Origin of the sequence: Brachybacterium hainanense (assembly GCF_042434575.1) — a bacterium.
In the GTDB taxonomy this organism is placed as follows: Bacteria; Actinomycetota; Actinomycetes; order Actinomycetales; family Dermabacteraceae; genus Brachybacterium; species Brachybacterium hainanense.
Map to the genome: position 1 here is coordinate 1 of NZ_JBHLSV010000023.1, position 12,435 is coordinate 12,435.

11 protein-coding genes are annotated in these 12,435 nt (G+C 70.7%); 2 read left to right on the forward strand and 9 right to left on the reverse strand.

All coding sequences use genetic code 11. The features are described 5' to 3' along the window. Positions 1 to 444: 444 nt before the first annotated feature. From ACFFF6_RS15520 to ACFFF6_RS15550, 7 genes are all read right to left on the reverse strand, one after another. Positions 445 to 1,215, reverse strand: a complete 771-nt coding sequence (locus ACFFF6_RS15520; RefSeq protein ID WP_376982360.1) for a methyltransferase domain-containing protein — start codon at positions 1,213 to 1,215, stop codon at positions 445 to 447. A gap of 468 nt (positions 1,216 to 1,683) precedes the next feature. Continuing rightward, complete coding sequence (locus tag ACFFF6_RS15525; RefSeq protein WP_376982362.1) at positions 1,684 to 2,100, reverse strand: cytochrome c oxidase subunit 4; 417 nt, start codon at positions 2,098 to 2,100, stop codon at positions 1,684 to 1,686. Position 2,101: 1 nt separating this feature from the next. Next, positions 2,102 to 3,811: an aa3-type cytochrome oxidase subunit I gene (gene ctaD, locus ACFFF6_RS15530; RefSeq protein WP_446680633.1), complete on the reverse strand. Its 1,710-nt coding sequence runs from the start codon at positions 3,809 to 3,811 to the stop codon at positions 2,102 to 2,104. Further along, a complete protein-coding gene (gene ctaC / locus ACFFF6_RS15535) occupies positions 3,808 to 4,731 on the reverse strand; it encodes an aa3-type cytochrome oxidase subunit II (protein ID WP_376982457.1) in 924 nt (307 codons plus the stop codon). The genes ctaD and ctaC overlap by 4 nt, the downstream gene beginning before the upstream one ends. Before the next feature lie 349 nt (positions 4,732 to 5,080). Next, complete coding sequence (erpA, locus tag ACFFF6_RS15540; RefSeq protein WP_376982364.1) at positions 5,081 to 5,440, reverse strand: iron-sulfur cluster insertion protein ErpA; 360 nt, start codon at positions 5,438 to 5,440, stop codon at positions 5,081 to 5,083. Positions 5,441 to 5,551: 111 nt separating this feature from the next. Further along, entirely contained in the window at positions 5,552 to 5,842 is a 291-nt protein-coding gene (locus tag ACFFF6_RS15545; protein ID WP_376982366.1) for a hypothetical protein, read from the reverse strand. Next, the gene (locus tag ACFFF6_RS15550; RefSeq protein ID WP_376982368.1) at positions 5,839 to 7,269 is read right to left on the reverse strand and encodes a dipeptidase; all 1,431 of its coding nucleotides are present in this window, start codon (positions 7,267 to 7,269) and stop codon (positions 5,839 to 5,841) included. The genes ACFFF6_RS15545 and ACFFF6_RS15550 overlap by 4 nt, the downstream gene beginning before the upstream one ends. Before the next feature lie 106 nt (positions 7,270 to 7,375). On the opposite strand from ACFFF6_RS15550, the gene ACFFF6_RS15555 reads away from it, so the two are divergent. Beyond that, positions 7,376 to 7,957: a DUF3043 domain-containing protein gene (locus ACFFF6_RS15555; protein WP_376982370.1), complete on the forward strand. Its 582-nt coding sequence runs from the start codon at positions 7,376 to 7,378 to the stop codon at positions 7,955 to 7,957. A 118-nt stretch (positions 7,958 to 8,075) separates the two neighbouring features. Here the strand turns inward: ACFFF6_RS15555 and aspS are convergent, their stop codons facing one another. Next, complete coding sequence (gene aspS / locus ACFFF6_RS15560) at positions 8,076 to 9,866, reverse strand: aspartate--tRNA ligase (RefSeq protein WP_376982372.1); 1,791 nt, start codon at positions 9,864 to 9,866, stop codon at positions 8,076 to 8,078. A gap of 204 nt (positions 9,867 to 10,070) precedes the next feature. On the opposite strand from aspS, the gene ACFFF6_RS15565 reads away from it, so the two are divergent. Further along, entirely contained in the window at positions 10,071 to 11,933 is a 1,863-nt protein-coding gene (locus ACFFF6_RS15565; RefSeq protein ID WP_376982374.1) for a DEAD/DEAH box helicase, read from the forward strand. 103 nt (positions 11,934 to 12,036) lie between these two features. Here the strand turns inward: ACFFF6_RS15565 and trxA are convergent, their stop codons facing one another. Beyond that, on the reverse strand, positions 12,037 to 12,411 hold the full coding sequence (gene trxA, locus ACFFF6_RS15570; protein WP_376982376.1) for a thioredoxin: 375 nt from the start codon (positions 12,409 to 12,411) through the stop codon (positions 12,037 to 12,039). Positions 12,412 to 12,435: the final 24 nt, after the last annotated feature.

A 12,435-nucleotide genomic window follows, 5' to 3' on the forward strand; every position in this document is an offset into this window, starting at 1 on the left:
GACCGCGACCGCGCCCACCAGCGCAGACCGCCCCAGGAACGACCGCCGCCCCACACCCGAGGACAACGACACCAACCCCGACCCCGCCTCGCAGCTCGGGCACCCGGGATCGCCCGGCGCGGTCTGAAAAACGTTCTGGTCGCCGTTCGGCATGATGGCACTCCTCCGTGCTGGGCTTCCGCAAGATGGCTGCGGCCTCCCCGACCCTGCCATACATCCGATGTCTCGAGCAATGCGCGAGCCGATGTCCTGCGCAGATCGGGACGACCGCCTCGTCGCCGCGGACGCACTCCGGAGCCGCAGAACCCAGAGGTCGGGCCTCCCCCTCGCACAGTCGCCCTGACAGCCGATATCCACTGTTTCACCGATCACACCGCATTGCAGGCGATCGTGCGCTGCGGGCGAGCAGCTCGCCATGCGAACTCGGATCACGCATCTCCGCGCTCAGCGCTCCGCAGCGGGATCCCGGAGCAGACGGTAGACGCTGACATGGGACGGGGACTCCGCCGTGAACTCCGCCCCGGCCCAGTCCGCCCAGCGGTGCTCGAGCTCGAAACCGGCCAGCTGCCCCATGAGGTCGAGCTCGGAGGGCCAGATGTAGCGGTGCGGTGTGCGTCCGATACGGGCCTCCCGACTGCCGTCGACCCGTGGATCGAAGCGGATGTGATGCGAGGTGAGCCGCTGGCTGTGGATGTCGATCGTGTCGACGAGCAGGTACCCGTCCTCGGAGGCCTCCACGGTTCCGCCGTGCCCGGGCGCCAGCGCGCGCAGCTGCGGAACCCACAGCTCGACCACGAAGCGGCCTCCCGGCGCGAGGTGCCGCGCCGCGTTGCGGAAGCACTGGACCTGCTCCTCCTGTGTGAGGAGGTTGGAGATCGTGTTGAACACGAGGTAGACGAGCGTGTGTCCGATGCCGGCGAGGGCCGTGGTCATCGATCCTTCGACGACGGGCAGCTCTTCGGGCCCGATCTTCTCGCGCAGCCGTTCGAGCATCGCGCGGGAGAGCTCGATCCCCCGGACGCCCACTCCCGCTTCATGCAGCGCGATGCCGACGCGCCCGGTGCCGATCGCGAACTCGACGGCGCTGCCGCCGTCCGCGAGACGTGCGAGGGTCCGGACGGCCGGCTCGAGGACCTCGGGCGCGAATACGCCCTGTCCCGGGGTGTCGTAGGACTGCGCCGCTTCGTGGTCCCAGAGCCTCTGCTGATCGATCATGATGCCATCGTGCCGTCCCTGCCGCGGACGGGCCACCGGTTTATCGCAGGAGCAGACCGCGTCCTCTGCGCCCGTCGGCGGGACCGGCGCCCCGCGACCGTTCCACGAGGTATCGGGCGGCGACCCGGCTCAGACGAGGGCGCTCGGCGCGAAGCAGGCGGGACGCCGACGCAGGACGGCGTGAGGCGCCGTGCGGAGCCGCGGCGAGCACAGAGGACGCCCATGCGACGGCCCCGTCGACGCCTCCTTCCTCGCCGAAGAGCGTGGAAAGCTCCGCCTCCGCGCGCTCCGCCGGAGTACTGACCGGTCCGATCATGGCCGCCCTCCCCTGTGCCCGCCTGCCCGCCGCCGGTGTGCTGCGTGAGCATGACGGTAGCAGAACGCACAGGGCCGGACACCATGATGGTGTCCGGCCCTGAGCTCATCGTGGCGGTGCGCCGACCCTTCGGGGCCGCCGCTCGCCGTCATTCAGTGGGCGTGCTCCTTGCGGGAGAACTCCATGACCCAGCCGACGACGCCGACGATCACGGGCACGAGCCCGATGTACAGGATCCACCAGCCGGCGGCGACGCCGAGGAACGCGAAGGCGCATCCCAGGGCCGTCCAGAGCGGCCACCAGCTGTACGGGGCGAAGCTGCCCTGGACGCCGGCCTGGTCGGAGACCTCGCCGTCCTCGTTGTCCTCGGGCTGGCCCGCATGCTTCTTCGCGGTGATCTGCGTGGTCAGGGCCAGCAGAGCCGCGAGCAGCGTCGCCATGATGAAGGCCGGGAAGCCGACCATCTCGATGCCGGTCGGGGACCGGAAGCCGGTGATCAGCCCGTAGGCGACGGTGACGATGAGGAAGAAGAGCGCGAGGATCCAGAACATCCGCGATGAGGTACGCATATCAGTGAGCACTCCTGTTCGCCGAGACGAGCTCGGGCTCGAGCATGTGATCCGCCGCCGCGACCTCGGGATGGTGCAGGTCGAAGGCCGGACGCTCGGACCGGATGCGGGGCAGCGAGGTGAAGTTGTGGCGCGGCGGCGGGCAGGAGGTCGCCCACTCGAGGGAGGCGCCGTAGCCCCACGGATCGTCCACGGTGATCCGCTCCGCCTTCAGGTGGCTGAGCACGATGTTCAGGATGAACGGCAGCGTCGAGGCGCCCAGGATGAAGGCACCCACCGTGGAGACCTGGTTCATCCAGTCGAACTGGTCCTCGGCGAGGTAGTTCACGTAGCGACGCGGCGCGCCCTCGACGCCCAGCCAGTGCTGGACCAGGAAGGTCATGTGGAAGCCGATCATCAGCAGCCAGAAGTGCACGACGCCGATCTTCTCGCTGAGCTTGTAGCCGAACATCTTGGGCCACCAGAAGTAGAAGCCCGCGAACATCTCGAACGCGACGGTCCCGAAGACCACGTAGTGGAAGTGCGCCACCACGAAGTAGGTGTCGGAGAGGTGGAAGTCGAGCACCGGGCTCGAGAGGATCACGCCCGTCAGACCGCCGAAGAGGAAGGTCGTCACGAAGCCGAGGGTGAAGAGCATCGGCGTCTCGAAGGTCAGCGACCCCCTCCACATCGTGCCCACCCAGTTGAAGAACTTCACGCCGGTCGGCACCGCGATGAGCATGGTCATGAAGCTGAAGAACTCGAGCATGATCGCGCCGGTCGTGTACATGTGGTGCGCCCACACGGTCACGGACAGGGCAGCGATGGAGATCGTCGCGAAGACCAGGGTCTTGTAGCCGAAGACGGGCTTGCGGGCGAACACCGGGATGATCTCGGTGGCGATGCCGAAGAACGGCAGGGCGATGACGTACACCTCGGGGTGGCCGAAGAACCAGAACAGGTGCTGCCACAGGACGGGACCGCCGTTCGCGGCGTCGAAGATGTGTGCGCCGAAGCGCCGGTCCGCGCCGAGGGCGAACAGGGCCGAGGCCAGCGGCGGGAAGGCCATCAGCACGAGCAGACCGGTCACCAGCGTGTTCCAGGTGAAGATCGGCATCCGGAACATGGTCATGCCGGGCATGCGCATGCACAGGATGGTCGTGATGAAGTTGACCGAGCCGAGGATGGTGCCGAAGCCCGACAGTCCCAGGCCGAAGACCCAGAGGTCGCCGCCGAGACCCGGAGAGAACGTCGTGTCCGACAGCGGCGCATAGGCGAACCAGCCGAAGGAGGCCGCGCCCTGCGGGGTGAGGAAGCCTGCGACCGCCATGGTCGAGCCGAACAGGGTCAGCCAGAAGGCGAACATGTTCAGCCGCGGGAACGCCATGTCGACCGCGCCGATCTGCAGCGGGACGAAGTAGTTGGCGAAGCCGTTGAACAGCGGCGTCGCGAACATGAGCAGCATGATCGTGCCGTGCATGGTGAACAGCTGGTTGTACTGGTCCTTGGAGACCACGACCTGCAGGCCGGGCTCCCACAGCTCCGCACGGATCATCAGGGCGAGCACGCCGCCGAAGCAGAAGAAGAAGAACGCCATGCCCATGTACAGCAGGCCGATCATCTTATGGTCGGTCGTGGTCAGCAGCGTGAAGAACTTCCGGCCGAGGCTCGTGCTGCGCTCGGGGGCGAACCGTCCCGCCGTACCGGCGGCGACGTCCTGCTGAGTGCTCACTTCTCTGCCCCCTGCTCTCCGGTCCGGCCGTAGTGCTCGTCATAGGACTTCTGGTGTTCCGGACGCATGTCCCAGTCCTCCTGGTTGCGGTTCAGCTCGATGCCCAGCTGGCCCTCGTAGCCCTGATCGCGGAGGTCCTGGATATGGGCGTCGTACTCCTCCTGGGAGACGACCTTGAGCACGAAGAGCATGTCCGAGTGGTACTCGCCGCACAGCTCGGCGCACTTGCCCTTGTAGGAGCCCTCCTTCGTGGGCGTCACCTGGAAGCTGTTCGAGTGCCCCGGGAACATGTCCTTCTTGTAGAGGAAGTCCGTGACCCAGAACGAGTGGACGACGTCGCGCGAGTCCAGCTGGAACTCGACGGTCTTGCCCACCGGCACGTACAGCACCGGAAGCGACTCCTCCGCGCCGGGGACGCCGGTCTCGAAGGACTGCACCCCCGCCGGCTCGTGGACGTTCTCGTCCACATAGTTGAAGTCCCAGCTCCACTGCTTCGCGACGGCGCTGATCGTCACGTCCGGATTCGGGTCGTGATGCTCGATCGCCTGCGCGTCGCGGTCGGTGAAGTAGAACAGCGTCATGATCATGACGACCGGCACGAGGGTGAAGATCATCTCGAGCGGCACGTGATAGCGCAGCTGGACCGGATAGCCGGTATCCGTCTTGCGGCGGCGGTAGGCGACCGCGCACCAGATCGTCAGCCCCCACACGATCAGACCGACGATGAGCAGCGTCACCCAGGAGCCCACCCACAGATCCTTGATGCGACCTGTCTGGTTGGTGACTTCCTGGATCGAATCGCCGGGCAAGAAGCCGCGACGCTGCTCAGCCGTGCAGCCCGTCAGGGCGAGGCCCGCTAGCGCAATACCGGTCGTCACCCGGCTGAGGCGCCGAGGACGGTGGGTGGCCTGGGGGATCACGTAGATGACCTTCCGCTCGTCGTCTCCGTCCCCCGAGAGGGCTCGCCGCCTGGGGCGGGGCGATTCCGGTGCGGGGCGGAGGTGGTACTCGAAGTCGTCGGGACGAATCCCGCCGTCGTGCTGGAGCAGGTCCGCACCGGCGCTCCGCCCGTTGGGCGCGACGCAGGAGCGGCTCCGCTTACGACACACCGTCATCATACGGTCTTCTCAGCGCCGCCACAGCACGGACCCGCCGTCCCGGACATGTCGAGGCACGGCTGTGACCTTGTCGACGTCCGCCCTGGAAGGACGAGGGACCCGCGACCGGCCGATGCCGGTCGCGGGTCCCTCGGACGGGGCCTGCGGAGCCTCAGGCGAAGGAGTCGCCGCAGGCGCAGGAGCTCTGTGCGTTGGGGTTGTCGATCGTGAACCCCTGCTTCTCGATCGTGTCGGAGAAGTCGATGACCGCGCCGATGAGATAGGGCGAGCTCATCTTGTCCACGACGACCTCGACGCCGTCGAAGTCGACGGTGGCATCGCCGTCCAGCAGGCGCTCGTCGAAGTAGAGCTGGTAGATGAGGCCCGAGCAGCCGCCCGGCTGCACAGCGATCCGCAGGCGGAGGTCGTCGCGCCCCTCCTGCTCGAGCAGAGTGGACACCTTCGACGCGGCGCCCTCGGTGAGGGTGACGCCGTGCGCCGCGGTCTGCGCGGGGTCAGCGGTGGTGGTCATGCGATCCTCCTGAGCGGGTCTGCCGGTTGTCTCCAGGGTACGCCCGGGGAGCTGGATGCGGGGAGGGACCTCGGTCCTCGCGCCCGATGCGCCCCCTCCCCGGGCCGCGTCTCACAGCTCGCCCCGCCAGAGCGCGAGCAGGATCACGCCCAGGTAGCCGAGGACGGTGCCGAGGACCGCGGCGACCGCGGCCTCGCGGTGCCCGGGTGCGCGCAGCGCCAGCACGAGCGCCCCGACGACGGCGGCCCCGACCGCGATCGCTCCCCAGCCCAGCAGGAAGTATCCGGCGAGGAAGCCGAGGATGAGCCCCAGGAAGAGCAGCGGCACCGTGAGCACGGAGACGGTCACGGCTTCCGGCTCGGGCCGCTCGTCCTGCGGGTCCGTGCCCGGCTGCGGGCTCATGCGCCGTCCGTCCCGTCCGCGCCCCGCAGCTCCCCGGCCCCGCGCAGCAGGAGCGCCTCGGCCAGGCACACATGCGCGAAGTCCCCCAGGTGCAGGGACTCGTCGACGCCGTGGGCCCGGGAATCAGGATCCTCGACCCCGGTGACCAGGACATCGGCCCGCGGGAAGACCTCCAGCAGATCGGCGATGAAGGGGATCGATCCGCCCAGGCCGGTGTCCACCGGGGGCACTCCCCAGGAGGCGGCGAAGGACGCCCGGGCGAGCCGCATCCCCGGGGTGTCCGCGGGGGCGAGGAAGGGCTTGCCCTGCTCGCCGCGGGCGATCTCGAGACGGGCTCCGCGCGGCGTGTGCGCCTCGAGGTGGGCGACGAGCGCGTCCATCGCGGCCGCCGGGTCCTGACCGGGTGCGATGCGCAGCGAGAGCTTCGCCCGGGCGGCGGGGACCAGAGTGTTGGAGGCCTGGCGGACGTCGGGGGCGTCGATCCCGATGACGGACAGCGCGGGCTTGGTCCACAGCCGCGCGGTGAGCGAGCCGGTTCCGGCGAGCTCGAGCCCGGTCGGGACCCCGGCGTCCCGGCGGAAGTCGGCCTCCGGCATGTCGACCTCGGGCGGAGGCGCCTGCACGAGACCGGGCACCGCGACCGAGCCGTCCTCGTCGTGCAGGGTCGCCACGAGCCGCCCCAGCTGGGTGAGGGCGTCCAGCACCGGCCCGCCGAACATGCCCGAGTGCACGGCGTGCTCGAGGACGCGCACGGTCACCGTCAGGTCGACCACACCGCGCAGGCTCGTGGTCAGCGCCGGTGCGCCGACGGCCCAGTTCGCGCTGTCGGCCACGACGATCAGATCCGCGGCGAGCTCCTCGCGGTGCGCCTCGATGAAGGGACGGAAGGTCGGGGAGCCGGCCTCCTCCTCCCCCTCCACGAACACGGTCACACCGACGCCGATGGTCGCGAGCTCCTCGCCGACCAGGCGCAGGGCCGCGACGTGCGCCATGACGCCGGCCTTGTCATCGGCCGCGCCGCGGCCGTAGAGGCGGCCCTCGCGCTCGGTCGGCTCGAAGGGATCGCTCGTCCAGGCGGCCGGGTCGCCGGTGGGCTGGACGTCGTGGTGGGCGTACAGGAGGACCGTGGGCATGCCCGGCGCCGCCGGGCGACGGGCGATGACCGCGGGCGCGCCGTCCTCGACGCTCGTGATGCGCACCTCGGGCAGTCCCGTCCCCTCCAGCAGCGCCGCGACGGCCTCGGCGCTGCGCCGCACCTGGGAGCGGTCGTGCCCGGGGAAGGCGATGGACGGGATGCGGACGAGGTCCGCGAGGTCCTCGAGCACAGTCGGGAGCAGGGCGTCGAGACGCTCGCGGAGGATCGAGACGTCCTGTGCGGGGACGGACGGGCAGGAAGGAGCGGAGACGCGGTCAGCAGGATCGGACATGGCACCACGCTATCCCCGTCGGCGCTCGAGAGCGGACCAGGCACGGGCGAGCGGGGCGCGAGCGGACATGGAGGGTCCCTCCCGCGGGATTGCCTAGAATGCCCTGGTGACTTCCAATCAGCCCTCGTCCCCCGATCACGCGCCCGAGCCGCGGCCCGGCACCAAGGGGCGCCCCACGCGCACCCGCCGCGAGGCCGAGGCGGCCAATCGTCGTCCCCTGGTCGTCACGGATCGCAAGGAGGCGCGCCGCCGGGACCGCGAGCGCGCCGCGGCGCAGCGGGCGAAGGCGCAGAACGCGCTCATGACCGGCGACGAGGCGAACATGCCCGCGCAGCACCGGGGCCCCGAGCGGCGGACGGTCCGGGATCTGGTCGACTCCCGCCGCAATGTCGCCGAGTACTTCTTCCCCTTCGCCCTGGTCTTCATGCTGGTCGCTCTCGTGCTGCCGCTCATCCGTCCGGCCCTGTACGGCGTGGTGAGCACCGGGATGCTGGTCGTGCTGTGGGCCGGCATCCTCGCCTGCGTGATCGACGGCTTCCTGCTCCGGCGCCATCTGCGCCGCGAGCTCACCGAGCGCTTCGACCGCGTGGGGCAGGGCCTCGTGGGCTACGGCATCATGCGCGCCCTGCAGATCCGTCGCTGGCGTCTTCCGCGGGCGCAGATCAAGCACGGGGAGCAGCCGCGCTGACCCGAGGTCGGAGGAGGACGCCGGGGCTGCGGCTCCCGTCCCCCTTCCGAGGATCTTCGAGCTCCGATGCGTGATGGGCGCTCCCCTCGGGGGGCGCCCATCACGCGTCTGTACGGGATCAGGCCTCGGCTGCGGGCTCCGCACCGCCTGCTGCGGGCTCGGGCTCCGCATCGACCCCGGCCTCCGCGCGCTGCTGCGCGGTGATGGGCGCGGGCGCCTGGGTCAGCGGGTCGTAGCCGCCCCCGGACTTCGGGAAGGCGATGACGTCGCGGATCGAGTCGGTCTTCGCCAGCAGCGAGACGACGCGATCCCAGCCGAAGGCGATGCCGCCGTGCGGCGGGGCGCCGAAGGCGAAGGCGTCCAGCAGGAAGCCGAACTTCTCCCGGGCCTGCTCCTCGTCGATCCCCATCACCGAGAACACGCGCTCCTGCACGGCCCGCTGATGGATACGGATCGAGCCGCCGCCGATCTCGTTGCCGTTGCAGACGATGTCGTACGCGTAGGCGAGCGCCGAGCCGGGATCGCTGTCGAAGGTGTCCAGGAACTCGGGCTTGGGCGAGGTGAACGCGTGGTGGACCGCGGTCCAGGCCCCGGAGCCGACGGCCACGTCGCCGGCGGCGACCGCGTCGCCGGCCGGCTCGAACATCGGCGCGTCCACGATCCAGACGAAGGCCCAGGCGTCCTCGTCGATCAGTCCCAGGCGCGCGGCGATCTCGTCGCGGGCGGCGCCCAGCAGAGCGCGGGAGGTCTTCGCCTCGCCCGCCGCGAAGAAGACGCAGTCCCCGGGCTTCGCACCGACCTTCTCCGCGAGGCCCGCCTTCTCCTGCTCGGAGATGTTCTTGGAGACCGGACCGGTGAGGCTGCCGTCCTCCTGGACCAGCACGTACGCGAGGCCGCGGGCGCCGCGCTGCTTGGCCCACTCCTGCCAGGCGTCCAGGGCGCGGCGCGGCTGGGAGGCGCCGCCCGCCATCACCACGGCTCCGACGTACGGGGCCTGGAAGACGCGGAACGGCGTGTCCGCGAAGTACTCGGTCATCTCCGTGAGCTCGAGGTCGAAGCGGAGGTCGGGCTTGTCCGAGCCGTAGCGGCGCATCGCCTCGGCATAGGTGATCCGCGGGATGGGGGTGCTGATCTCGTGGCCCGCGGTCGCCCAGACCTCGCGGACGATCTTCTCGCCGAGCGCGATCACGTCCTCCTGGTCGACGAAGGACATCTCGATGTCGAGCTGGGTGAACTCGGGCTGGCGGTCCGCCCGGAAGTCCTCGTCGCGGTAGCAGCGGGCCAGCTGGAAGTACTTCTCCATGCCGGCGACCATGAGCAGCTGCTTGAACAGCTGCGGGGACTGGGGCAGCGCGTACCAGGAGCCGGGCGCCAGGCGCGCGGGGACCAGGAAGTCGCGGGCGCCCTCGGGCGTGGAGCGGGTGAGCGTCGGGGTCTCGATCTCGACGAAGCCGTCCTCGAGCAGCGCGTCCCGCGCCGCCTTGTTGGCCAGCGAGCGCAGACGCAGGGCCTGCGCAGGTCCCTGACGACGCAGGTCGAGGTAGCGGTAGCGCAGACGGGCCTCCTCGCCGACCTCGGTGTGCGCGTCCAGCTGGAAGGGCAGCGGGGCGGAGGTGTTGAGGACCTCGACCTCGGTCGCCGTCACCTCGACGGCCCCCGTGGGCAGGGCCGGGTTCTCGTTGCCGGCGGGGCGGCGGTCCACGGAGCCGGTCACCTTGAGCACGTACTCGTTGCGCAGGTGCATGGCCTCGTCCTCGCGCACGACGATCTGGGCGACGCCGCTCGCATCGCGCAGGTCGAGGAAGGTCACGCCGCCGTGATCGCGGCGGCGGCCGATCCAGCCGGTGAGGGTGACGGTCGCTCCGATGTGCTCCTCACGGAGCTCACCGGCGGTGTGGGTGCGCAGCACAGACATGTCCTTCGTCGAGTCGGAGTGTTCCCGCCCGGGCTCGCGGAGGGCACGGGCCTGGTCAGCCTATCGCGGCGTGAGCGATCTGACCCGCCGCGGACCTGTCGGGATGAGCACCCCCCGCCTAGACTGGCAGCTGTCCCGACCTGCGCGAGTGCGGGTCCACCCCCGCAGACCGAGGACGAGATGTCTGAACATGCCCCCATGCCCGTCGAGCCCGAGATGACCGATTCGCCCCGGCCCTCGGAGAGCTCCGAGGCCCCCGCCCCCACCTTCGACGACCTGCAGCTGCCGCCGGCGCTGCGCCGGGCCGTCGCCGCGCTCGGCTTCGAGCGCCCCTCGCCGATCCAGGCGCAGGCGATCCCCTCGCTCCTGGACGGTCGTGACGTGATCGGCGTCGCGCAGACCGGGACCGGCAAGACGGCGGCCTTCGGTCTTCCCCTGCTGGCCGCGGTCGACGCCTCCGAGCGCTCCGTGCAGGCGCTCGTCCTCGCCCCCACCCGCGAGCTGGCGATGCAGGTGGCCGACGCCATCGGCTCCTTCGCCTCCGCGAGCGAGGGCCTCGAGGTCGTCCCCGTCTACGGCGGCTCCCCGTACCACCCCCAGGAGCGCGCGCTCTCGCGCGGCGCCCAGGTGGTGGTCGGAACCCCCGGCCGCGTCATGGACCACATCCGACGCGGCAGCCTGCGTCTGGACGGCATCCGCTACGCGGTGCTGGACGAGGCCGACGAGATGCTCCGCATGGGCTTCGCCGAGGACGTCGAGGAGATCCTGTCCCACTCCCCGGCGACCAAGCAGACGGCGCTGTTCTCCGCGACGATGCCCCCGGCGATCCAGAAGGTCGCGGCCGAGCACATGAACGACCCGGTCCGCGTGACCGTCGCACGGCAGTCCTCGACGGTGTCCTCGGTGACCCAGCGCTACGCGGTGGTGCCGTTCCGTCACAAGACCGGCGCGCTCGCCCGGGTCCTCGCGACCTCCGACGCGCAGGCCGCCATCGTCTTCGTCCGGACCCGATCGGCCGCGGAGGAGGTCGGCGCGGAGCTGATCTCCCGCGGGCTCGTCGCCGCCACCATCAGCGGCGACGTGCCGCAGAAGGAGCGCGAGCGGATCGTCGAGCGCCTGCGCGACGGATCCCTGCAGGTGCTCGTCGCGACCGATGTCGCCGCGCGCGGCCTCGACGTCGACCGCATCGGGCTGGTCGTGAACTTCGACGTGCCCGGCGAGCCGGAGGCCTACGTGCACCGCATCGGCCGCACGGGCCGCGCCGGCCGCAGCGGCGAGGCGCTCACCTTCGTCGCCCCGCACGAGCGGCGCAAGCTGCGCGCGATCGAGAAGACGACCCGCCAGGAGCTCGAGGAGATCCAGATCCCCTCGCCGCGGGACGTGTCCCGGCACCGTCTGCGCAAGCTGCTGGGCGAGGTCCCCGCGCGCGCCGAGGCGGGTCGCCTCGACCTGGCCCTGAGCCTCGTGGACGAGTTCCTCGAGAGCTCCGAGATGGACGCGCGCACCCTCGCCGCCGTGCTCGGCGCGATGAGCGTCGGCGACTCCGGCCCGCAGGCCGCCGAGGAGGAGGAGTTCCGCGGGGCCTCCCTGAAGGGGAGCGACCGCGACCGCGGGGATCGTCACGATCGCGGGGATCGTCGCGACCGGGGCGAGCGCCCCTCCCCCGGGCACCCGGAGAAGGGGTACACGACCTATCGCATCGGTGTGGGGCACAGCCACGGGGCGAAGCCCCCGGCGATCGTCGGCACGATCACCGGCGAGGGCGGGCTCAACGGCAAGGATGTCGGGAAGATCGACATCTTCGGCAGCTTCTCCCTCGTGCAGGTGCGGGGCTCCCTGAGCGGCGACCAGCTCGACCGCGTCGGCCGAGCGAAGATCGCGGGCCGCACGCTGCGCATCTCCGAGGACCGCGGCCCGCGGACCTCGGGGCCCCGATCGGGAGCGGGCGAGGGCCAGCGCTCGCGCTACGACGCCAAGCGCGATCGTCGTGGCGGGAAGCCGTTCCACGGCGGGCGCGACGAGGGCGCGCGCCCGTACCATCGCGGCCACCGCCACGACTGAGCGGTCCTCCGCGGCGGATGGACGGCCGCCGGAACGATGACGGACAGCGGGCCCCGCACCGGATGGTGCGGGGCCCGCTGTCCGTGCCTGGCGGCCGTGGGTGTCAGGAGTTCGCCTGCTGGGCCTGCGCCTCTGCGTAGGCCTTGCGGACCTCGTCCATGTCGAGCTTCTCGATCTGTCCCACCAGATCCTCGAGGGCGGCCTGCGGGAGCGCTCCGGCCTGCGAGAACACCGGGATGCCGTCACGGTAGGCGACCAGGGTCGGGATCGAGGTCACCTGGTAGCGCGCGGCCAGCTCCTGCTGGTCCTCGGTGTCGACCTTGGCGAAGGTGACGTCCGCGTGGTCCTCCGAGGCCTGCTCGAAGATGGGGGCGAAGCGCTGGCACGGCACGCACCAGCCGGCCCAGAAGTCGATGAGGACGACGCCGTCCTTGACGGTCTCGTCATGGTTCTCGGCGGTCAGCGTAAGGGTAGCCATGCCCGTCCCAACGTCCTCGCCCGC

Coding starts and splice junctions, on each gene's coding strand:
- ACFFF6_RS15520 (WP_376982360.1), bottom strand. CDS start 1,215: ATGATCGATCAGCAGAGGCTCTGGGACCACGAAGCGGCGCAGTCCTAC.
- ACFFF6_RS15525 (WP_376982362.1), bottom strand. CDS start 2,100: ATGCGTACCTCATCGCGGATGTTCTGGATCCTCGCGCTCTTCTTCCTC.
- erpA (WP_376982364.1), bottom strand. CDS start 5,440: ATGACCACCACCGCTGACCCCGCGCAGACCGCGGCGCACGGCGTCACC.
- ACFFF6_RS15545 (WP_376982366.1), bottom strand. CDS start 5,842: ATGAGCCCGCAGCCGGGCACGGACCCGCAGGACGAGCGGCCCGAGCCG.
- ACFFF6_RS15550 (WP_376982368.1), bottom strand. CDS start 7,269: ATGTCCGATCCTGCTGACCGCGTCTCCGCTCCTTCCTGCCCGTCCGTC.
- ACFFF6_RS15565 (WP_376982374.1), top strand. CDS start 10,071: ATGCCCGTCGAGCCCGAGATGACCGATTCGCCCCGGCCCTCGGAGAGC.
- trxA (WP_376982376.1), bottom strand. CDS start 12,411: ATGGCTACCCTTACGCTGACCGCCGAGAACCATGACGAGACCGTCAAG.